The sequence below is a fragment of the Gammaproteobacteria bacterium genome, from assembly GCA_029884425.1.
Lineage (GTDB): Bacteria > Pseudomonadota > Gammaproteobacteria > S012-40 > S012-40 > JAOUHV01.
The window spans coordinates 1-22,206 of record JAOUHV010000028.1 but is presented as its reverse complement, the minus strand read 5'-3'; the positions used below and the strand labels follow the sequence as shown (position 1 = coordinate 22,206).

Here is a 22,206-nt window from a genome sequence, read left to right as displayed (position 1 = left end):
ATGAAACTGTTTTCTTTTTTCGGCGGCATCAAAGTCCCAAGCTACAAGGAATCCACCTGCGACCTGCCCAGTCAGCGCGCACCGATTCCATCGCGCCTGATTCTGCCGCTGCACCAGCACATTGGCAGCAGCGCCGAAGTTGTGGTTCAACCAGGTGAGAAAGTACTCAAAGGCCAATTAATTGCGCGTGCCACCGAGTACGTGTCCGCCACCCTGCATGCACCTACCTCGGGCACGGTCGTATCCATCGACGACCAGGTGGTACCGCATCCGTCAGGCATGCGCGCACCGTGTATCGTCATTGAGCCTGATTTTCAGGACACCTGGGCTCCCCGGGAAACCCACGGCCAGGATTTCCGCACGATGGCACCCAGCGCGCTACGCAACCTGATTCGCGAAGCCGGCATTGTCGGTCTGGGCGGTGCGGGCTTCCCCACCTACGTCAAACTCAATCCCGGCCCCGGCAAGCTCATCGATACCCTGATCATCAATGGTGCGGAGTGCGAACCCTACATCACCTGCGACGACCGGCTGATGCAAGAACGCCCCCACGACATCATCGAAGGCGTCAAAATCATTCGCCACGCAGTGCAGGCCAAAAACTGCATCATCGCCATTGAAGACAACAAACCGCAGGCCATCGCCGCCCTGCAACAGGCACTGGCCGAGCAAAACATTTCCGACATCAGCATTGCCATCGTTCCCACCCGCTATCCTGCCGGCGGTGAAAAACAGCTGATTTACACAGTCACCGGACTGGAAGTACCCGCCAACGGCCTGCCGCTGCACGTGGGTGTGCTGTGTCAAAACGTCGCGACAGCCGCAGCGGTGTATTACGCCGTCAATCGCGGCGAACCGCTGGTTTCCCGCTACGTCACCATCACTGGCGATGTTGCCCAACCGCGCAATCTGCAAGTGCTGATCGGCACGCTGGTCGAGGATCTCGTTGAATTTTGCGGCGGCAATCTGCGCAACAGTCAGCGGATCATCATGGGCGGCCCGATGATGGGATTCGCGCTGCACGACAGCCAGGTGCCCATCATCAAAACCAGCAACTGCATTATTGTCGACGCCGGCAATGTGGCCGTGCTGCCTCCCAGAGACCGCACCATGCCATGCATTCGCTGTGGCTCTTGCGTGGAAGTCTGCCCGGTCAAACTGCTGCCGCAGCAAATGTACTGGTTGAGCAAGGCCGAAGAATTCGACAAGGTGCAAAACTACAACCTGTTCGACTGCATCGAATGCGGCTGCTGTGACTATGTCTGCCCCAGCAATATTCCACTGGTACAGGTGTATCGCTTCGCCAAAGGCCAGATCTGGAAGCGCGAACGCGACAAACAAAAAGCCGATCAGGCCCGTGAGCGCCATGACTTCCGCCAAAGCCGCCTTGAACGCGAAAAAGCCGAAAAAGAAGCCAAGCGTTTAAGCAAAGCAGCGATTGATGCCGTCAAAAACCAGACCGCGCCAGCCGCAGAAACACCCAGCGCACCAAACGATGGTGGCGACGTGAAACAGGCTGCCATTCTGGCTGCGCTGGAACGCGCCAAAGCCAAAAAAAACCAGCAGCAATATCAACCGCGCAACACGGATAATTTGACCAGCGAACAGCAGCAGGCCATTGTCGAGGCAGATCAGCGCCGCGCCAAAATCAAGGCCGTGACTGATCCGGTAAACAGTAGCGAAAATTCTCAAGAATGAAATTACTCACGCCCAGCTCGCCCCATTTTCACGCCAGCAATTCGGTGACGCGCATCATGCTGATCGTGTTACTGGCACTGGTCCCCGGTCTGTTGACCTATGGCTGGTTTTTCGGTGCCGGCGTCTACATCAATCTGCTCCTGGCCTGCGTTTTTGCGCTCGGACTGGAAGCGTTGATGCTCAAACTGCGCAATCGCCCATTGGCACCGTTCCTGAGTGACGGCAGCGCGCTGGTTACCGCATTCTTGCTGGCGCTGTCCATTCCGCCGATTGCACCGTGGTGGATCACCCTGCTCGGAGTATTTTTCGCCATCGTCGTCGCCAAACATCTTTACGGCGGCCTAGGCCATAATCCATTCAATCCCGCCATGGTTGGCTACGCGATTCTGCTGATTTCCTTCCCGCGCGAAATGACTTCCTGGGTCGCCAGTGTGGATCTTCGCGAAACATCCTTGGGCCTGAGCGAATCGCTGCAGATCATTTTTGGTCAGTCCGGCATCGATAGCGTCACTGGCGCAACTCCGCTGGATCACATCAAAACCCAGCTGGGACAAAACCATGACATCAGCGACATCCTGCGCGACAGTCCCATTTTTGGTGAGCTGGCCGGCAAGGGTTTTGAGTGGGTCAGCATCGCCTTCCTGCTGGGCGGCCTTTTGCTGATTCACAAAAAAATTATCAGCTGGCAGATTCCAGCGGCGGTACTGATCAGTCTGGCGGTCTGCGCCGGCATTTTTCACCTGATTGATCCTGAACATTACGCCTCACCCACTTTCCACTTATTTGCCGGCGCAACAATGTTGTGCGCATTTTTTATCGCCACTGACCCGGTCAGCGCCTGCACCACACCCCGTGGTCGCATTTATTTTGGCATCGGTATTGGCGTGCTGATTTTTGTCATTCGTACCTGGGGCGGCTACCCCGATGCCGTCGCCTTCGCCGTGCTGCTGATGAATCTGGCAGCCCCCACCATCGACTATTACACTCGCCCGCGGGTGTTTGGCTATACCGATGACGAGGACGACGATGAATAACAGCTCCGTCAAAAATGCCCTGATTGCCGGCCTGGCCTTGGCAGTATTTGGCCTGGTCGCCAGCGCGCTGGTAGGCTACACCTTCGAGAACACCAAAGAGCGCATCGCCGAAAATGAAAAACAGGCCCTGCTCAACGGCCTGCATGAAATCATCCCGGCAGATCGAATCGATAACGATCTTTACAACGACTTCATTACGGTTCAGGCCGCCTCGCTGGGTTATCGCGGCCAGCTCGCCACCATTTACCGCGCCCGCCAAAAAGAAACTCCGGTGGCCGCGATTCTCAACGTGGTCGCCCCTGATGGTTACAGCGGCGCTATCAAAATTCTGGTCGGCGTCAATTTTGACGGCACCATTGCCGGCGTGCGCGTCATCGATCACAAGGAAACCCCCGGCCTGGGCGACTATATTGAAGCGGACAAGTCCGACTGGATTCTCAGCTTCAATGGCCGTAGCCTAAGAGACCCGTTGCCTTCAGAATGGAAAGTCAAAAAAGACGGCGGCGAATTTGACCAGGTGACCGGCGCGACCATCACGCCGCGCGCAGTAGTCACGGCAGTGCGCAAGGCGCTAGAGTATTACGACCGCTACGTTTACCAAATTTTTGCGGCCCCATCGGAGCAGAGGAAACAAGCGTGAATACCGATTATCAACGCATTACCACTGACGGTCTCTGGCACAACAATCCCGGTCTGGTACAACTGCTGGGGCTGTGTCCGCTGCTGGCGGTATCCACCAATGTCGTCAATGCTCTGGGATTGGGCCTGGCCACGGTATTCGTGATGGTTTGCTCCAACACCACCGTGTCACTGATCCGCCCCATCGTCAAACCGGAACTGCGCATCGCGGTGTACGTCATGATCATCGCCTCGTTCGTGACCACCGTGGAACTGGCGCTCAACGCCTTTGTGCATGAGCTCTACGTCATCCTGGGCATTTTCATCCCACTGATCGTCACCAACTGCATCATCATCGGTCGCGCCGAGGCCTTTGCCTCCAAAAACAAACCCTTGCCTGCCGCACTGGACGGCCTGACCATGGGACTGGGCTTTGCGCTGGTGCTGCTGGCCATAGGCGCAGTTCGCGAAGTTATCGGTCACGGCACCCTGTTTGCCGGCATGGAACAAATGCTTGGCCCGGACTTCGCCGGGATGAAGATCACCCTGGTTGATGACTATCGCGGTTTTCTGCTGGCCATTCTGCCTCCCGGCGCATTCATGATCCTGGGACTGTTGATCGCGGCGAAAAATATCATCGACCAGCGCCGCGCCAAACGCATTGCCAAGCCCGTCGTCGAACGCCGCAGCGAAACCAGCGAAACCGCCGCTTAACCGCAATGAATCAAGCCAAGCGCCAGGAGATTTTCCGCCGACTGCGGGCGGAAAATCCTCAACCAACCACCGAACTTAACTACAGCACGCCGTTCGAACTGCTGGTGGCGGTCACCCTCTCGGCCCAGGCCACCGATGTCGGCGTCAACAAGGCCACCGCCAAATTGTTCCCGGTGGCCAATACCCCGGAAAAAATTTACGCCCTGGGCGTGGAAGGCCTAAAAACCTACATCAAGACCATCGGCCTGTTTAATTCCAAAGCGGAAAATGTCATCAAGGCATGCAAGATTCTGCTGGATAAACACCAGGGCAACGTTCCGCAAACCCGCGAGGAGCTCGAAGCCCTGCCCGGCGTGGGCCGTAAAACCGCCAATGTCGTGCTCAATACCGCCTTTGGCCAGCCGACCATCGCGGTAGACACCCATATTTTTCGGGTATCCAACCGCACGGGCATCGCTCCCGGCAAAAACGTGCTGGAAGTCGAACACAAATTACTGAAATTTATTCCTGACGAATTCAAACTGGACGCACATCACTGGCTGATTCTGCATGGGCGCTACACCTGTATTGCGCGCAAGCCCAAATGCGGCAGCTGCCTGATCGAAGACCTGTGCGAATTCAAAGACAAGACGAGCGACTGACGATGTTTTTCACCCAAGACCGCAACGCCCTGCGCCAATATTTTTTGCAAACCTGGCAAAAGGCGCAGAACAACGAACCGCTGGATCAATTACAGATGATCATCGCGCTGGTAATCGAAAAACACCCGGAATATCACGCTTTTCTGCAAAAAGGTGATTCAGCGCTGGCCCGCGATTTTTCCCCTGAACAAGGCGAAACCAATCCGTTTTTACATCTGGGCATGCACATCGGCCTGCACGAACAACTTTCCACCAATCGCCCCAATGGCATTGTTGATGTTTATCGCGCCATGATTAAAAAACGCGGTGACGACCATGCCGCCGAACACGAGATGATGGAATGCCTGGGTGAAATCTTGTGGATGTCACAACGCCACAACACTATCCCTGACGAACAGGAATACCTGCGACTGCTGCAAGAGCGACTACAGAAGTAAAATTGCTAGAAAAACCGCCTATGTGCGATTGTTCAGTATGTTTTGCAGACAAAACCACTCGTGACGATTAATCACCTGGGTTTCACCATCGACGTACTGAAGCACAACGCTGTGAATTCCTGAGTCATTGAGGGAATAGGTCTTCACCCGAAACAGGCGACCACGCAAGCCGGTATACCAACGATTGATTTGAGGCTCAGCACACCCTTGCATGAGACACCTCCTCTTGGTTTGTGATTGTGGTTATAGTTGTACCCAAGACAGACTGTCAGATTATGACCAGCAAATTAACCGCCCCTTAACGATCGCTCACTTCCTGTGCAGCAATATCTCAAGGCATGTCGCCGTCATCCGATAATCCCGGTTATAGATGACTGCGGTAGAAGGAAATTCCATGCCTCACTCAATGAATTTTGTGGTCGGCTCGCGGGTATTGCTCTCTCCCAGCGAAGACGAATCATCGATTTATGAAGCCTGCGTGCTGGGTTATGCCGATCATCAAAGCCTGATGATCACCCGCCCCAAACACAACAATACGCCGCTGCTGGTCGCCGACGGCGATCGCTTTGTCGTCCACTATCAGGAAAACGACACCACCTACGCGTTCGAAACCCAAGTATTGCAGTGTTGCGAAAAACCCTTCGGCTATCTGCACTTGAGTTATCCCGAAGGCGTGCAGGGGCTCATGTTGCGCAAAGGTCCGCGCTTCAAACTGGCGCAGGAGCAACGTCGACAAATCCGGCTAAGTGTTCAGGAAGGCAAGCAGCGCATCTCTGTCACCATGGACGATGTCAGTCTAGCCGGTGCCAAGCTGATCAGCGAACAACGCCTGGGTAACATTGACGAAAAATTCATTATCGACATGCAGCTGGGTCACAATCAAAAACCGATCAGCCTGCAGTGCATGATCCGCTATGTGCGCAGCGCCACTCATGACCAAACCAACCTGCATCAGCACGGCGTGATTTTTTTAGACATGGACAGTGATGCACAAACGTTTATCAATCGATTTATCACCGAACAATTGAACGCGTCACTGCATCACTGAATTTTTAATACGCGATAGAAATGGCCGGTTCGGCAATCAGGGCAAGCTGCTCTTTAAGCTCCTGTACATGCTCTTCCCAAAAACGCGGACTGGCAAACCAGGGAAATGCCTGCGGAAATGCCGGATCATCCCAGCGCCGCGCCAACCAGGCAGCGTAGTGAATCATGCGAATACTGCGCAGCGCTTCTATCAACAACAGTTCCTGCGGATCAAATTCTCGAAACTGTTGATAGCCTTCGATAATCAATTGCATTTGTCGCGATTGCTCATCGCGATAACCGGACAACAACATCCACAAATCCTGAATCGCCGGCCCCATCACCGCATCATCCAGATCGACAAAATGCGGCCCGGCATCGGTCCACAAAATATTTCCCGGATGACAATCGCCATGCAGGCGAATCATGCGCAAATCAAACACCGAATCAAAACAGCGCTCGATGTGTGCCAACAAATCATTTGCCACCGCACGATAACTGTCGCGCAGATAGGACGGTAAAAAATCACTTTCCTGCACAAATGTCGTCGCTTGCTGCGCTCTGGACACGCCGAGTTTTTCGCGATGTTTAAAACGATCTTGCGCCCCCACCATGTGCATCCGTCCGAGAAACCGTCCCAGCCAGCGAAGATTTTCATCGTTGTCCAATTCCGGTGAGCGACCACCGCGACGCGGAAACAACGCAAAGCGATAACCGTTTATCTCGTGCAATGTTTTGCCATCGGCATCCACCAACGGCGCAACCACTGGCACCTCGGCGTCGGCCAGCTCCAGCGCGAACGCGTGCTCTTCCAAAATCGCCGCATTGGTCCAGCGACCGGGACGATAAAATTTGGCGACCACATACTCGCGATCTTCCAGTGCCACCTGATACACCCGATTCTCATAACTGTTCAGCGCCAGGAAACCGCCCGTGCAATAACGTCCAGTCGCCTCGATACAATCGAGCACCTGATCCGGCCCTAGCCCTTCGTACGGTTGCATGTTTTGTGACATCACCCTCGTCCTGGTCAATAATTACACCTTAAATATAAGCGGCGACATTTTGACCGATTTTCTTGGCGTTTGCACGTCAACAACTTGGACAGTATAATTTCCGACCATTTTGCCTATGCTCCGGCTCACCGTTGGTGAGACCGGTATCCCTGTTCTTAAGTGGTAATGCCTGTGAACATGAATGAAACAATAGCTCAGAGCCTGTATCGCCCTGAATTTGAAAGAGATAATTGCGGCTTCGGTATGATTGCCCACATGGATGGCCATGCCAGCCACTGGGTTATCAAGACATCTATCGAAGCCCTGGCGCGCATGACTCACCGCGGCGCGGTTGCCGCTGACGGCAAAACCGGCGACGGTTGCGGCCTGCTGATTAAAAAACCCGATGGCTTTTTCCAGGCCATCGCCAAGGAACTGGGCTACCTCCTGGCGGACAACTACGCCGTGGGTATGGCGTTTTTCAGCCAGGACAAAACCCTGGCCCAAGTCGCTCGCCAACAGATTGAATCCGAGCTGACCAAAGAAGGCTTGAGCGTTCTGGGCTGGCGCGTGGTTCCTACCGACGAATCCGCACTGGGCGATGAAGCCAAGTTGTCGCTGCCACATATCGAACAAGTGTTCATCAATGCCCCTGCGGGCATGGATGCCGACGCGTTTGAGCGCCACCTGTACGTGGCCCGCCGTCGCGCCGAGAAAGCCATTCTGGCCAACGGCAATGACAAAGACTTTTACCTGCCCAGCTTCTCCAGCAAGCTGTTCTCGTACAAGGGTCTGGTCATGCCCGAATACCTGCCGGTGTTCTACAAGGATCTGAACGACGTGCGCATGGGCACTGCCATCGCGGTATTCCACCAGCGCTTTTCCACCAACACCTGGCCGCAATGGCGTCTGGCCCAGCCATTCCGCAATCTGGCGCATAACGGCGAGATCAACACCATCCAGGGCAACCGTAACTGGTCGCTGGCGCGCGGTCACAAGTTCGACACCCCGCTGCTGCCGATGGAAGACGTGCGTCCGCTGGTGAGCATGACCGGCTCTGACTCCAACAGCCTGGACAATATGCTCGAAGCGCTGATGATGGGCGGTATCGACATTTTCCACGCCATGCGTCTGCTGGTTCCACCAGCATGGCAGAACATCGAAACCATGGATCCCGACCTGCGTGCGTTCTACGAATATTCGTCCATGCACATGGAGCCGTGGGACGGCCCCGCCGGCATGGTTATGACCGATGGCCGCTACGCCGCCTGCGCCCTGGACCGTAACGGTCTGCGTCCCGCGCGCTGGGTGATCACCAAAGATCGCCACATTACCCTGGCCTCGGAAATCGGCGTGTACAACTACGCCCCCGAAGACGTGGTTGCCAAAGGTCGTCTGAAACCTGGCCAGATGCTGGCCATCGACACCACCAATGGCCACATGATCACGCCTGAAGAGGTCAATCAGCGTCTGGCCAGCCGTGCGCCGTACAAACAGTGGCTCAAGGACAACGCCATTCGTCTGGAAGCAAAACTGTACGAAGGCAACCTCAAGCCCACGCTGGATGACGAAAGTTTCCAGGTATCGCAGAAACTGTTCGGCGTTTCCTTCGAGGAGCGCGACCAGATCCTGCGTCCGCTGGCCGAAGGTGCGGCTGAAGCGGTTGGCTCCATGGGCGATGACACGCCGATGGCTGTGCTGTCTTCTCGGGTGCGTTCGCTGTACGACTATTTCCGCCAGCAATTCGCCCAGGTCACCAATCCGCCCATCGACCCGCTGCGTGAAAGCATCGTCATGTCGCTGGAAACCTGTTTCGGTCGCGAGAAAAACCTGTTCGAGGAAAGCGCCGATCACGCCAAGCGTTTGCTGATCGATTCGCCCGTGCTGTCACAGGGCAAATTTGCCCAGTTGCTGGAACTGACCGATCCGGATTACGCCCATGAGATGATCGACCTGAACTACGGCACCCGTGGCCTGAAAGCCGCCATCGACGCCATTTGTGAAAAAGCCGTCGCTGCCGTTCGCGCTGGCAAGGTCATCCTGGTGCTGTCCGATCGCAACATCGAAAAAGGCAAGCTGCCGGTTCACGCCCTGCTGGCCACCGGCGCAGTTCACCACCGCCTGATCAAAGAAGGTCTGCGCTGCGATGCCAACATCGTGGTTGAAACCGCCACTGCCCGCGACCCGCACCAGTTTGCGGTGCTGATCGGCTACGGCGCGACTGCGGTGTATCCATACCTCGCGTATCAGATCCTGGACGACATGACTCGCAGCGGCGAACTGCAGGACGGCGTGGTACCACGTCTGGCCTCCCGTTACCGCAAGGGCATCAACAAAGGTCTGTACAAAATCCTGTCCAAGATGGGTATTTCGGCAGTGGCTTCCTACCGTGGCGCGCAATTGTTTGAAGCCGTCGGTCTGGATCAAGCCATCATCGACCTGTGCTTTGTCGGCACCACATCACGTATCGCCGGTGCCAATTTCGACGACCTGGAAAGCGATCAGGAAGCCCTGGCCGAAGTGGCCTGGATTCCACGCAAAGGCATCGAACAAGGCGGCTTGCTCAAATACGTTCATGGTGGCGAGTACCACGCCTACAACCCTGACGTGGTGCGCACGCTGCAAGTCGCGGTGAAATCCGGTGACTACAACGATTATCTGAAATACGCCGACATCGTTAACACCCGTCCGGTATCGTCACTGCGCGACTTGTTCAAACTCAAAGATGTCACGCCGATTTCCGTCGACGACGTTGAGCCGGTGGAAAGTCTGTACAAGCGTTTTGACAGCGCCGGCATGTCGCTGGGCGCGTTGTCGCCCGAAGCGCACGAGGCACTGGCCATCGCTATGAACCGTCTGGGCGCACGCTCCAACTCCGGTGAAGGTGGCGAAGCGGTTGAGCGCTACGGCACGGAAAAAATGTCCAAGATCAAGCAGGTTGCCTCTGGCCGCTTTGGCGTTACGCCACACTATCTGGTGAACGCTGAGGTCATCCAGATCAAGGTCGCGCAGGGTGCCAAACCCGGCGAGGGCGGCCAGCTGCCCGGCCCCAAGGTCGACAAACTGATCGCGTCACTGCGCTATGCGCGTCCTGGCGTGTCATTGATTTCGCCTCCGCCACACCACGACATTTACTCCATCGAGGATTTGGCGCAGCTGATTTTTGACATTAAACAAATCAATCCGCAGGCGCTGGTCTCGGTCAAGCTGGTGGCTGAAGCCGGCGTGGGCACCATCGCCGCCGGCGTGGCCAAGGCCTATGCCGACCTGATCACCATCTCCGGTTACGACGGTGGTACCGGCGCGTCGCCGATCACCTCGGTGAAATACGCTGGCGCACCTTGGGAACTGGGTCTGGCGGAAACGCACCAGACGCTGCGCGCCAACAACCTGCGCGACAAGGTTCGCGTACAGGCTGACGGCGGCCTGAAAACCGGTCTGGACGTGATCAAGGCAGCCATCCTCGGCGCTGAAAGCTTTGGCTTTGGCACCGGTCCGATGGTGGCCCTGGGCTGTAAGTATCTGCGTATCTGTCACCTGAACAACTGTGCCACCGGCATAGCCACCCAGAACCAGGTACTGCGTCAAAACCACTACATTGGTCTGCCAGAAATGGTCATGAACTACTTCAAGTTCATCGCCCGCGAAACCCGCGAGTGGATGGCCAAGCTGGGCGTGTCCAAGATGGAAGACCTGATCGGTCGCACCGATCTGCTGGAAATCATCGAAGGTCAGACAGAAAAACAATCCCGCCTGCGACTGCAGCCCCTGCTGTCTGATGGCGGCGTGGGCAACAAACCGCAGTTCTGTGTCGAGCCAAAGAACGAACCTTTCGACAAGGGCGAACTGGCTGAACGCATGGTGGCTGACATGTTGGCCGCCATCGAAGCCAAATCCGGCGGCGAATTCGCCTACACTGTACGCAACACCGATCGTTCCATCGGCGCGCGCCTGTCCGGTGAAATCGCCAAGCGTCACGGCAACCAGGGCATGAAAGACGCACCTGTCACCCTGAAACTGACCGGCACATCCGGCCAGTCACTGGGCGTATGGAACGCCGGCGGTCTGCACATCCAGCTGGAAGGTGATGCCAACGACTACGTCGGCAAAGGCATGACCGGCGGTCGCATCAGTATTCGTCCGCCCAGAAACAGCGGTTTTGTCGCCAAAGACTCGACCATCATCGGTAACACCTGTCTGTACGGTGCCACCGGCGGTCAACTGTTCGCTGCCGGCCAGGCGGGCGAGCGCTTTGGCGTGCGCAACTCCGGCGCCACCACCGTGGTCGAAGGCGTGGGTGACCACGGCTGCGAATACATGACCGGCGGTGTTGTCGTGGTGCTGGGCGAAACCGGCGTCAACTTCGGCGCGGGCATGACCGGTGGTTTTGCCTACGTCTACGACAAGGACAACACCTTCGTCGACAAGTACAACCACGAGCTGATCGACATTCACCGTATCTCCACCGAGCATACCGAGGCGCATCGCAACTATTTGCGTGACCTGATTCAAATGCATGTGGAGGAGACCGGCAGCGCCTGGGGTCAGGAATTGTTGAGCAATTTCGAAGACCATATCGGCAAGTTCTGGCTGGTGAAACCCAAGGCAAGCGAGCTGGGTTCTTTGATTGACATGCTGCGTAGTGCAGCCTAAACACGGATTACAGCAGATGGGTAATCATTTTCAATTTATGCAGCTACAACGCCTGGACCCCAAAAAGGTCGGTGCGGAAGAGCGCAAAACCAACTTTAACGAGATCTACGGCAGCTTCAGCAAAGACGACGCCGCTGCTCAGGCAGACCGCTGTCTGGCCTGCGGCAACCCGTACTGCGAATGGAAATGTCCGGTTCACAACTACATTCCTGACTGGTTGAAACTGGTCGCCGAAGGTCACGTACTGCAGGCGGCAGAACTGTCGCACAAAACCAATTCGCTGCCGGAAATCTGCGGTCGCGTCTGTCCACAGGATCGTCTGTGCGAAGGCGCCTGTACCCTGAACGAAGGCGGCTTTGGCGGCGTAACCATCGGCTCGGTGGAAAAATACATCACCGACACTGCGTTCGCCCAAGGCTGGCGTCCTGACATGTCCAAGGTTCAAGCCACCGGCAAGAAAGTCGCCATCGTTGGCGCCGGTCCTGCGGGCTTGGGTTGTGCTGATATTCTGGTGCGCAATGGCGTTAAGCCCATCGTGTTCGACAAGCATCCTGAAATCGGCGGCCTGCTGACGTTCGGCATACCCGGCTTCAAGCTGGAAAAAGAAGTGGTGCAGAAGCGTCGTCAGGTGATGGAAGAAATGGGCGTGGAATTCCGCCTCAACACCGAAATCGGCAAAGATATCGGCTTCCAGACACTGATCGACGAATACGACGCGGTATTCCTGGGCATGGGCACCTACAACTACATGAAAGGTGGCTTCCCCGGTGAAGACATGGACGGCGTGTACGAGGCGCTGCCCTACCTGATTTCCAACACCAACAAGGAAATGGGTTACGCCAGCGACTGCATCGACATGACCGGCAAAAAGGTCGTGGTTCTGGGCGGTGGTGACACCGCGATGGACTGTAACCGCACTGCCATTCGTCAGAACGCCGCGCAAGTCATCTGCGCCTACCGCCGTGACGAAGACAACATGCCCGGCTCCAAACGCGAAGTGGCCAATGCCAAAGAAGAAGGCGTGCGCTTCCTGTTCAATCGCCAGCCGGTGGAAATCGTCGGCAACGGCAAAGTCGAAGGCATCAAGGTAGTCACCACCCAAATGGGCGCCGCTGACGAAAAAGGCCGTCGCCGTGCGGAAGTGGTCGCCGGTTCCGAGGAAGTCATCGCTGCTGACGCAGTGATCATCGCCTTCGGTTTCCAGCCCAGCCCGGCACCGTGGTTTGCCGAATTCGGCATTCGCGTTGACGACTGGGGCCGCGTCAAGGCACCGGAAAAAGCCCGCTACAAGTTCCAAACCACCAATGAAAAAGTCTTTGCCGGTGGCGACATGGTGCGTGGCTCGGACCTGGTGGTGACCGCCGTGTTCGAAGGTCGTAATGCCGCCGAAGGCATTCTGGACTACCTGAAAGTCTAGAGAAGTATCCGGGTGAGTATGGCGCAATGCGCCGTACTCTTCCCGCGTCGCGCAAGCGACACTTGGGAGGTACGTTGGCTAGGCCAACTCAAATAATAAAGAGAACAGCATGACTGAATTAAAGAACGATCGTTTCCTACGCGCCCTGTGTAAAGAGCCTGTCGACTACACGCCAGTGTGGATGATGCGTCAGGCCGGTCGCTACCTGCCCGAATACCGCACCACGCGCACCAAAGCAGGCAGCTTCATGGACCTGTGCAAAAACCCCGAGCTGGCCTGCGAAGTGACCATCCAGCCATTGGATCGTTATCCGCTGGACGCAGCCATCCTGTTCTCCGACATCCTGACCATTCCTGATGCCATGGGTCTGGGTCTGCGCTTTGAGGCCGGCGAAGGCCCTGCGTTTGACAAGCCCGTTCGCACCGAAGCCGATGTAAAAAAGCTGTTCGTGCCCGATCCCGAAGGCGAACTGAAGTACGTCATGGACGCGGTTCGCACCATTCGTCGCGAGCTGAACGGTCGCGTGCCCCTGATCGGTTTCTCCGGCAGCCCCTGGACCCTGGGCGTGTACATGGTTGAAGGCGGTGGCACCAAAGACTACGCCAAGGTCAAAGGCATGATGTTCGATCGCCCCGACCTGATGCACAAACTGCTGGATACCACTGCCCAGTCGGTCACCAGCTACCTGAACGCCCAGATCGAAGCCGGTGCTCAGGCTGTACAGATTTTTGATACCTGGGGTGGCGTGCTGACGCCACGTGACTACCGCGAGTTTTCGCTGCGCTACATGCAGCAGATCGTGGATGGTCTGATTCGCCAGAAAGATGGTCGCAAAGTGCCAGTGATTCTGTTCACCAAAGGTGGCGGACAGTGGCTGGAAGCCATGGCTGAAACCGGCTGTGACGCACTGGGTCTGGACTGGACCACCGACATCGGCGACGCCCGCCGTCGCGTCGGCGACAAGGTTGCGCTGCAGGGCAACATGGACCCATCCACCCTGTATGCCTCACCTGAGCGCATCCGTGAGGAAGTGGCCACCATCCTGGCAGGCTTTGGCAACGGCACAGGTCACGTGTTCAACTTGGGCCACGGCATCCATCAGCATGTAGAGCCTGAGCACGCTGGCGCGTTCGTCAACGCGGTTCACGAACTCAGCCGCCAGTACCACAAGTAAAAATACAAAAGCCCCGCAATGCGGGGCTTTTTGTTTATCGCTGAATTTCTACGTCATCCATCATCTGGCACTAAAAAACTGATCCGTCCCTGGACCAGCGATTCGCTACTTTTGGCGCGGCTGGTGATAACTGATAATTTCCGCGCGCTCGTACTCAAACTGCAAACCGGCAATCGTGCTGTTCCGCCGAACTTTGGTGTCACAGCATGCCATCATCGGCAACTCGGACAAATTAGAAGGGGCAGCGTCCCTGCCGACCCCTAAACTCTTCACTTCCATCACCAGCCAATCATATTGCTGACTGAGGGTACGAAACTCATTGGGAGCCAGTTCACTCACGGAGTTCACCTGACCCCGTTCCATCGCTTGACGGAATTTTGACTGCGCCTCGCCTGCTCCAACGAATAAAATGGTCATGCCCTGACTCTCGTTTCTGTGCGGTCCGGCTCGCAATCATGCGAATAAGCACGCAATTGGACTATTAAAACGATGGCGCAGCGCTAAATTCCCGTCGCTGCGGCGACAAGTACAGTAGACCGCAATTTGTTGGTGCGCACACCTGTAAGAACTGACAGGTTTGCACAATTTTAGTGAGAATATTTTCTATCCGTTCAATTCGTAAGCGAAATCGGACAGTTAGGAAGGAGAAATAATGCCATAACAGATCGCTCTGGCCACAGCATGAGACTTATTGGCTGCACCCAATTTTTTCATCGCGTTTTGCATATGAAAAAGTACGGTACGTTCCGAGATATTTAAAATTTGCGCGGTTTCCCAGGTGGTTTTGCCCTCAGCCGCCCATAGCAAACACTCCTGTTCACGACCACTGATGCTTTCGAGCAAGTTATCGTTTTCTTCACGCTGGGTTAGCCGCCCCACCGCTTCGTGAACACAGGCCGCCAGCAGCTGAATTTTGGCCACTCGCTCGTCGCCCAGACTCAGCGGCCCTGCATCGCTGGCAATCATGCTCAGCGACCCTCGATTCCCATGCGGTGAATGTACCGGCGCGGTTACGCCGTGCTGCAGCCCAAACTCCTTTGCCGCAATCAGCACCTCACGCTTACCGCCAAAGCGTGTCTCGTCCCACTTAAAAAATTGCTCCCATAACACCGGCGTCACATGGCAGGCGGAGTAATGAACCAGCGGGTCGGAAAAATAGAAGTCGTTATCGTTGTAGTGATCCCACCAGTCCTGGGGATAATCACTCACGAATACAAAACGGGATTTGTTTAGCACGCCACGGACATAGCCACTGTAGTGAAAATGACTGAAGCCCCAACTCTCACAGGCGCGAGTACACGCATCGTGAACATCACGCAAACTACGGCTCCTCGCCAAGGATTCAACCAAGGACTGAACTGGCATGACGCTCCTGAAACTACCCTACTCACCCATGAGGTGAACTCGTTAGCGCTTTTGACTTGCGGCTTTCAGCAATCCAACAGTTTTCGCTTCACAATTTCTTTTAAATCATTGGTATAGCGTAGACAATATAACACAAGCATTAACAATATCAGAGACGGCCCTTCACTGCCAAGCAAGGTCGTTGGCTTTTTGACGGGAGGTGTCTGATCCGCCCCTAGACGCAGCAATAATCGATTGTTGGCGGCGTCGATATCCAGCACCTGTTGCGGCAAACTCAGCCGCACATCCACAACCTGCTGCTCCATCGCCGCTCGGTCGAGCAAAATTTGCGACACGTGCTGATTGATCGTTAACGGGTTCACCGCGCACTCCCGCGCCAGCATCCCGGCCGCCAAATCCGGCGGCGTCACCAATGGACAGCTCAGCAGTGGATAATTTTCATGCTGCACTGAATCCGGCTCTATCCAGGCAGCCTGCGGATAACGCAGCGTCAATTGCAAACTTTCACCCGCCAAACTGGCCCCTTGCTGACCCAATCGCAATTGGTAGAGCAGCTGTGCGCCGCTATTTTTTGAAGTAACACCACCCAGGGTCACCGAAGTATCGACGTCGCGCGTGTTGGTGTACGTTCCCACCGCTACGTTCTGACTCAACACCTCCAGCGGCGGTACGCCATTTAGTTCAGCCAAGCGCCACATGCTTTCGTCGGCATAATTGCCAGGCGTTTGCACAAAACCGCCATGACCATCATTGCGCCATCCGTCCAATACGTCCGCCACCGAACCACAACTGGCCAAACCCTGCTTGGGTAACAAATCCAGATCGCCATCAAAATCCACGTCCGCCAACAGCACGCCGTGTGGCGAGGTAAAATTATCCGTTGCCCCCAGGCCGCTAGCCGTCACCAGCCAGCGCTGGCTGATGCTGCTGTTCAGCAACAAATCGACGCGGCCATCACCGTCCAGGTCCGCCGTCTGTAATGCCACCTGACGTGAATCGGCATTAGCAAGCAGCGTGTCACTGGCCGCCACCGTAAATCCGCCACTGACATCGCTCAGACGCGTTTGCAGCTGACCGCCACTGACCAGCGCGACATCTTCCTTGCCGTCACCATTCAGGTCCAGCACGGCCAACGCCTCTACTGCCGTACCCGTAATCAGCGCTGCCGGACTGGAAAACACGCCAGCACTGAACGTCCACTGCGTCAACCCCTGACTGTGCGCCACCAGTAAGCCCTTCTGCCCACCGGCCAGGGTGATTATCGCTGGACGGGAGACAAAACTGCTGGGCGTGGCCGTCGTCGCCACCGTAATCACTTGCTGCGGAACAGCCACTTCTATATTGCCGTTCTGCATCCGCCCCAGACGACCACCACTAAATCCCTGGTAGTAAAAAAGATACGGCCCAACAGTGAGCAGCAAATCCGCTCGGCCATCGGCATTCACGTCCGAAAAAACAATGTCAGTCGCTGTGCCACCCAGCGTTGCACTCAGCGCTGGCAATGACGCCCAACTCAGGGTTCCGGCCAGACTCCAGGCCACAGGTACCGAGCTATCGCCGACTGAATTATAGCTCCAGGTCACAAGCACCTGCGGATCCAGCAACAAAGCCCCTGCATCGTACTCACTGACTGCAGCCGCCAACGTCAATCCACTGTGCGATGCCAGCGTAAACGATGGCGCGAAAACCTTGGATGCCAGACCGTTAATACAAGGTTGGGCTCCTGCCCCGGACGATACCAACAAGGCCAGCAGAGCAACACAAGCCGCCACCTTGTTCATAACCGGCTGACCTAATAGCATAATTTACCCATAATCCGTAAGTTTATACGACTCTAGCAACCGAGCTACCGCACGCTCAAGCTCTTTTATAGCGGCCTGGCGTCCGGCAAACCCGTATTTCTCGACCAAATCAGCCCAGGGCAGTGCCTCAATTAGCTTGGCATTCAATAGGTTGCTGTCGCTTTGAGATCTATTCTGAATCTGTGGTAATAATTGCTGCCACCAGCGCCACAATCCGAGCAAACAGCTATCAAAACCACGCTGTCCCGCCACAAATGCCCGCACATCCAGCCAGTCCTGCGCCGCCATGAGGCTTGCCGGGAACTCGGCCGGTAACTGATCAATCAGCTCAGGCTCCAGATCACGCAGCGCTTCGCGTCTCAGCAGCGGCAACGATTGCGCCAGACGCTGATGCATTTTTTCGACACAGTTTTCCCCTGCGGCAGAGACCGGTCTGGCGACGATTACCGAATGACACCCGCTTGCCTGGTCGCGACTAAATCCCAGTCGCAGCGGGCGATACTCTTGCGCCATCCAGAACCGCAGCAGCGCCGATGTCGCGCCAAAACTAGCGCACAACACATCCACGTCGCGGCGATACGTCGCCAGCCAGGTCAACATCGCCTTGCCAACCCCCTGCCGCTGCACCTGCGGATGCACCGCGACGCGCATCACCCGCGCATAGCGAAGTTCGGCCGCCTGCTCAAATCCTGAGTGTAGCGCCAAGGACTGCGGCACCAAATGGCCACGAGGACGGCGCTCGCCGCGCACAATCGCGCCAGCCATTGCCTGATCAAAACCACCTTCGTCGGTCAGCAGCATGGTCGCCACCACCTGACCCGCGCGCATGGCCACCACCACTTGCACCGCCGGCCCATCCAGCAAATTCCGCAAATCCTGGGGACGGGTTTGATAATGCGCCCACACCAGCAACGCAAACACCTCGCGCAGCAAAACCTCATCCGCCAGCAAATCATCACGCTCAACCAGGCGAATCTGCAACGCCTCCTTGGGCGACGAATTTGCCAATGCCGGCCGCAAATCCACATCCAGCAGCAATGCGCGGAAAATCCACTGCTCCAGCGGATCACCCTGCGCCCAGCGCACTGGCTGATTCAGCGTTATGGCCTGCCAACCGGGCGCTTGCTGATCCAGCGTTTGCCGAAAACGCAGCGCAAAGCCGCGCCCACTGCCTTCATAACCGTGCAAAGTCGACGAAAAAATAATTCGAGGATACAACGCCAATAATTGCGCCAGCATTGGAGCCGGAATCGTCGCCGCCTCGTCCACCAGCAACACGTCCAATGGCGGCTGTTCACGAATCAATTCATCCGGCGCGAAATAATCCAGCCGACTGTGCGACAAATGAATACGGTTGCGCTGAATTTTGGCGTCGGCACACAGCTTCGCGGCATGAACAAACACCTGTTCCACCGCCGCCAAACGCGGCCCGGAAATACCGATGCGAATATTCTGCTGCTGTAACAACTGCCCTGCCGCCAAGCCCAACGCCGCCGACTTGCCGCGACCGCGATCCGCCGTCATCACCAACGGCACGGGATTTTCCTGCGGCAAAGTTTGCAGAATTTTTTCTACCGCCTGTTGCTGATCGATTGTCGCGTACGGTTCAACAGATTTGCTCGACACATCAGTTTGCGGAAGTTTTGGCGGCGCAGGCAGCGGCTGGTTTTGCTCAATCAGCAGCAACTGCTCGTCTTCACGAATCATGCGCGCCAATCGAGCCAACATACGACCGGATATGGATTCGGCGGCGTAGCCCGCCACCGCCAGCTTGGCGTGCTCGGGATCAACAAAGTTTTGCCAGCCATCCAGCGGCGGCGTCAGCAAAATCAACATGCCGCCGGCGCGCACCGTTCCGGAAACCGCCCCAAGGCCATCCACGTCCAAACCGGAATAGGCGTTGATGACTACCACATCGAGCTCGCGGCCCAGCCAGGTACGAGCAGTGGCAAAGGTTTGGGGTTCGACACCTTCGGGCGAACCTTCACCCAGCCAAAGCAGCTTGGCCGCCGACTCGATCAGCTCCGCAGCAATATTGCTCGCCCACGCCTCATCACCCGCAAGCACCACAGGCAGGCGAAAACCATTCACCGCACACGGCTGTTTCGCAGTGATGATCAAGGAAACGGTATCGGAAATCGAAGGCAAGGACATGCGGCTGATGATTCAACAAGTTAGCGTCAGCTTACCACACAACAGGCATGAGTGTGCCCGGTGCGACAAACGGCAGCTAGCGCAAGCACTTCCAAAAAACCGCTCCTTTGCTACATTATACTAAACAAATGTCGGAAATGAACGATACTATGATTATGATCGCCCAAAGCCAGCCCCAAGCCACGCCCGAGGAAGTGACCGCCAAGGCTCTCTTCAATACCCAGGAACAACTGGGACTGACCCAGCAGGAGCTCGCGGAGATCATCGGCCTGCACCGCACCAGCGTCAGCCGCGTTCGCAAAGAGGGCCGTCTCGACCCCCATTCCAAAAACGGCGAGCTGGCACTAATGCTGATTCGGGTATTTCGTTCGCTGTACACCTTGTTCGGCGGCCAACAAGACGACATGCGCCACTTCCTGCGCACCGCCAACCGCCACACCGGTGGCATTCCGCTGGAGCAGATGCAACAGATTCAGGGACTGGTCAAAGTCGTTGAATACCTGGATGCCATTCGAGGCAAAATATGAGTGAAATCTGGGATCGCTGCCGCGGCCCGGAACAGATCCACCCCATCGCCGGCGAGCTGTTCCGCTTTGTGGAAAGCCAGGAGCAAGTTGCCACCAATCAACTGGTCGACTCACTGCAAGAACAAGCCATCCTCGAAGAACTACTGGAAGGCAACAAGCCACCAGAAAGGGGCGGCTGCGAAAATCTGCACTACCTGCTGAAAACGCTATTTCGCTACCCACCACTTCCCTGGGGTTCGCGGTTTGGCCGCCGCTTTGAACCAAGTCTGTTTTACGGTTCGCTGGAATTGCCAACCGCACTGGCGGAAACCGCTTATTACCGACTGCTGTTTTATCACAGCATGGAGACACCGCCGCCAAGCAAGTTGCTGCGCACAGAACACAGCTCGTTCAAGGTGAGTTATCAAACCGCGTCAGGCATACAACTGCAGCATCCACCGTTCGATAATCACCGCGAACAATTGCGCCACGTCAGCGATTACGCGGTAACGCAAAGTCTAGGCAACGCCATGCGCGAAAGCGGTGTTGAAGCCTTTGAATTTTTTTCTGCGCGCTGTGAGGAAGGATTGAATGTGGCGCTGTTTGTTCCTGCCGCCTTAGGGGAACAACAACCTCGTGAACTCACGCACTGGCTATGTGAAACCAGCGGTGAGCATGTGGCGTTTAAGCGAGCAGTCGGCGGCGTAGTGAATTTTTCACTGGAGCAATTCGCAGTGAATGGCAGTTTGCCGGGGGCGGTTTGATAATGGCGTTCATATGTTAAATCTAAGGGTAATCCATTCCCCCATTTGGCTGCTGACACCTTGCAATTCGACTAAGCGCCATCCTCCACCCCCTTAGGAACCCGTACTTTTCCAGCGCCAAAATGGCGTACTGAGAACATGTCGGCTCGAAAAGACATGAACTCCTTAGTGACACTGGAGCAATGTATCGATACAAGATAATCAAGCGCACTGATAACCAGACCAAAGCTATTTTTCCTTCCGAAAAGTAATCACATAGTACAGGCTATTTTCCTCCTTCTTTCCCCCAAGGGCGGCAAAACAACCCGGCTGCAATCTGACACCAACACTATCTACCCTATAAAACTCCCAACCATCGGAAGCGTATTCATTAACCACTGATTCTAGATACGCAGCGGCCTCATTCCCTCTATGCGTTTTCATCTCCACTGTAATATTGGGCGGAATCTGAACCATCTTATACTCGAACACAAAACTCTCCTTGTAACTACGTTTCATAAACGACGCGAGCTGCAGACAACTTTGCCCGATATTATCGCGTCGGCGCCAAAGACTTATTGTAACCAGTTAATGAACCAAAAATGCGCTGCTCTTCTTGGTCAGCTCTTCGAAAAGAGATAACTCTAACCGTTTCATCATCTCTCATGGTCGTCACCATGAAAACCACATTTCCAGAATCATCAACTCCCATATGCATATGTCTTATTTCGCCGTTCTGTTTAAACGGGTCGCTCGTAATAAACGGAAGTAAGGAAATAGGCAACATGCACCTCGCCAAAAGATCCACCGCACTCGCTAAAGAGTATCCGTGCTTCTTTCTGTTGATGAGCTCTTTGTTGGGATCAAAATCGAGTTGGCTACGACCGAACACAAGTCGAAAATCCGTTTCCTGCACTCCAAGTTTTTCGAATACGTCCATTAGCATCGCTCCAGAGACAATCAGAGATTAAGCAATCTCTGATATACAGGTAATTGCGAGGAAACAACCCAGGCGCACAATATTGCACGCCACCCCCGACAAATGCCACTCCAAACGGCAAACTACCAGCAGTCCCTGTTTTCGATACTGTAGGGTACACGCGGTGTACAGACCGGGGACATAGGTAACACCCTGTTCGGAGACATGGGTTACACTTTTATTTTCGCAAATCTAGTACACCTACTTTTTGATGTCGATAAAAGACGGCCAATATGCCGTCTACATTCGT

General features: G+C 55.6%; 21 protein-coding genes. 12 read left to right on the top strand and 9 right to left on the bottom strand.

Features of this window, described 5'->3' with window-relative positions; translation table 11 throughout:
* From rsxC to OEW58_08785, 6 genes are read left to right on the top strand one after another with little or no spacing between them, the layout of a single operon-like run.
* Positions 1-1,698 (top strand): electron transport complex subunit RsxC, encoded by a 1,698-nt coding sequence (rsxC, locus tag OEW58_08810; GenBank protein MDH5301446.1) that lies wholly within the window; start codon positions 1-3, stop codon positions 1,696-1,698.
* Positions 1,695-2,732, top strand: coding sequence for an electron transport complex subunit RsxD (gene rsxD / locus OEW58_08805; GenBank protein MDH5301445.1), 1,038 nt, complete (start codon positions 1,695-1,697; stop codon positions 2,730-2,732). Before rsxC ends, rsxD begins: the two co-directional genes overlap by 4 nt.
* Complete coding sequence (rsxG, locus tag OEW58_08800; protein MDH5301444.1) at positions 2,725-3,372, top strand: electron transport complex subunit RsxG; 648 nt, start codon at positions 2,725-2,727, stop codon at positions 3,370-3,372. Before rsxD ends, rsxG begins: the two co-directional genes overlap by 8 nt.
* Positions 3,369-4,064 carry an electron transport complex subunit E gene (locus OEW58_08795; protein ID MDH5301443.1) on the top strand — a complete coding sequence of 232 codons (696 nt, stop codon included), beginning with the start codon at positions 3,369-3,371 and terminating at the stop codon, positions 4,062-4,064. The genes rsxG and OEW58_08795 overlap by 4 nt, the downstream gene beginning before the upstream one ends.
* 5 nt (positions 4,065-4,069) lie before the next feature.
* Entirely contained in the window at positions 4,070-4,705 is a 636-nt protein-coding gene (gene nth, locus OEW58_08790) for an endonuclease III (protein ID MDH5301442.1), read from the top strand.
* Positions 4,675-5,142: a DUF1841 family protein gene (locus OEW58_08785; GenBank protein MDH5301441.1), complete on the top strand. Its 468-nt coding sequence runs from the start codon at positions 4,675-4,677 to the stop codon at positions 5,140-5,142. Before nth ends, OEW58_08785 begins: the two co-directional genes overlap by 31 nt.
* A gap of 18 nt (positions 5,143-5,160) precedes the next feature.
* On the opposite strand, the gene OEW58_08780 is transcribed toward OEW58_08785, so the two are convergent.
* The gene (locus OEW58_08780) at positions 5,161-5,355 is read right to left on the bottom strand and encodes a hypothetical protein (protein MDH5301440.1); all 195 of its coding nucleotides are present in this window, start codon (positions 5,353-5,355) and stop codon (positions 5,161-5,163) included.
* A 181-nt stretch (positions 5,356-5,536) separates the two neighbouring features.
* On the opposite strand from OEW58_08780, the gene OEW58_08775 reads away from it, so the two are divergent.
* Positions 5,537-6,190: a flagellar brake protein gene (locus OEW58_08775; GenBank protein ID MDH5301439.1), complete on the top strand. Its 654-nt coding sequence runs from the start codon at positions 5,537-5,539 to the stop codon at positions 6,188-6,190.
* 4 nt (positions 6,191-6,194) lie between these two features.
* Here the strand turns inward: OEW58_08775 and OEW58_08770 are convergent, their stop codons facing one another.
* Positions 6,195-7,184 carry a serine/threonine protein kinase gene (locus OEW58_08770; GenBank protein MDH5301438.1) on the bottom strand — a complete coding sequence of 330 codons (990 nt, stop codon included), beginning with the start codon at positions 7,182-7,184 and terminating at the stop codon, positions 6,195-6,197.
* A gap of 177 nt (positions 7,185-7,361) precedes the next feature.
* On the opposite strand from OEW58_08770, the gene gltB reads away from it, so the two are divergent.
* The 3 genes from gltB to hemE all read left to right on the top strand — a co-directional run bounded on the left by gltB (position 7,362) and on the right by hemE (position 14,407).
* Positions 7,362-11,816, top strand: a complete 4,455-nt coding sequence (gene gltB / locus OEW58_08765; GenBank protein MDH5301437.1) for a glutamate synthase large subunit — start codon at positions 7,362-7,364, stop codon at positions 11,814-11,816.
* A gap of 16 nt (positions 11,817-11,832) precedes the next feature.
* Positions 11,833-13,233, top strand: coding sequence for an FAD-dependent oxidoreductase (locus tag OEW58_08760; protein MDH5301436.1), 1,401 nt, complete (start codon positions 11,833-11,835; stop codon positions 13,231-13,233).
* A gap of 109 nt (positions 13,234-13,342) precedes the next feature.
* Positions 13,343-14,407 (top strand): uroporphyrinogen decarboxylase, encoded by a 1,065-nt coding sequence (gene hemE / locus OEW58_08755; GenBank protein ID MDH5301435.1) that lies wholly within the window; start codon positions 13,343-13,345, stop codon positions 14,405-14,407.
* A 105-nt stretch (positions 14,408-14,512) separates the two neighbouring features.
* Here hemE and OEW58_08750 read toward each other — a convergent pair whose 3' ends face one another.
* The 4 genes from OEW58_08750 to OEW58_08735 all read right to left on the bottom strand — a co-directional run bounded on the left by OEW58_08750 (position 14,513) and on the right by OEW58_08735 (position 19,728).
* Positions 14,513-14,824, bottom strand: coding sequence for a hypothetical protein (locus OEW58_08750; GenBank protein MDH5301434.1), 312 nt, complete (start codon positions 14,822-14,824; stop codon positions 14,513-14,515).
* Between the two features lie 219 nt (positions 14,825-15,043).
* Positions 15,044-15,772, bottom strand: coding sequence for a LuxR family transcriptional regulator (locus tag OEW58_08745; protein MDH5301433.1), 729 nt, complete (start codon positions 15,770-15,772; stop codon positions 15,044-15,046).
* Positions 15,773-15,837: 65 nt separating this feature from the next.
* Positions 15,838-17,574: a VCBS repeat-containing protein gene (locus OEW58_08740; GenBank protein ID MDH5301432.1), complete on the bottom strand. Its 1,737-nt coding sequence runs from the start codon at positions 17,572-17,574 to the stop codon at positions 15,838-15,840.
* Positions 17,575-17,577: 3 nt separating this feature from the next.
* Positions 17,578-19,728 (bottom strand): GNAT family N-acetyltransferase, encoded by a 2,151-nt coding sequence (locus OEW58_08735; protein MDH5301431.1) that lies wholly within the window; start codon positions 19,726-19,728, stop codon positions 17,578-17,580.
* Positions 19,729-19,877: 149 nt separating this feature from the next.
* Between OEW58_08735 and OEW58_08730 the strand changes: the two genes are divergently transcribed.
* Both OEW58_08730 and OEW58_08725 read left to right on the top strand, forming a co-directional pair.
* On the top strand, positions 19,878-20,255 hold the full coding sequence (locus tag OEW58_08730) for a DUF2384 domain-containing protein (GenBank protein ID MDH5301430.1): 378 nt from the start codon (positions 19,878-19,880) through the stop codon (positions 20,253-20,255).
* Entirely contained in the window at positions 20,252-20,998 is a 747-nt protein-coding gene (locus OEW58_08725; GenBank protein ID MDH5301429.1) for an RES family NAD+ phosphorylase, read from the top strand. Before OEW58_08730 ends, OEW58_08725 begins: the two co-directional genes overlap by 4 nt.
* A gap of 22 nt (positions 20,999-21,020) precedes the next feature.
* Here the strand turns inward: OEW58_08725 and yidD are convergent, their stop codons facing one another.
* The 3 genes from yidD to OEW58_08710 all read right to left on the bottom strand — a co-directional run bounded on the left by yidD (position 21,021) and on the right by OEW58_08710 (position 21,917).
* A complete protein-coding gene (gene yidD, locus OEW58_08720; protein ID MDH5301428.1) occupies positions 21,021-21,224 on the bottom strand; it encodes a membrane protein insertion efficiency factor YidD in 204 nt (67 codons plus the stop codon).
* A 2-nt stretch (positions 21,225-21,226) separates the two neighbouring features.
* Positions 21,227-21,469, bottom strand: coding sequence for a DUF4177 domain-containing protein (locus OEW58_08715; protein ID MDH5301427.1), 243 nt, complete (start codon positions 21,467-21,469; stop codon positions 21,227-21,229).
* Between the two features lie 61 nt (positions 21,470-21,530).
* Positions 21,531-21,917, bottom strand: coding sequence for a BrnT family toxin (locus OEW58_08710; protein ID MDH5301426.1), 387 nt, complete (start codon positions 21,915-21,917; stop codon positions 21,531-21,533).
* Positions 21,918-22,206: the final 289 nt, after the last annotated feature.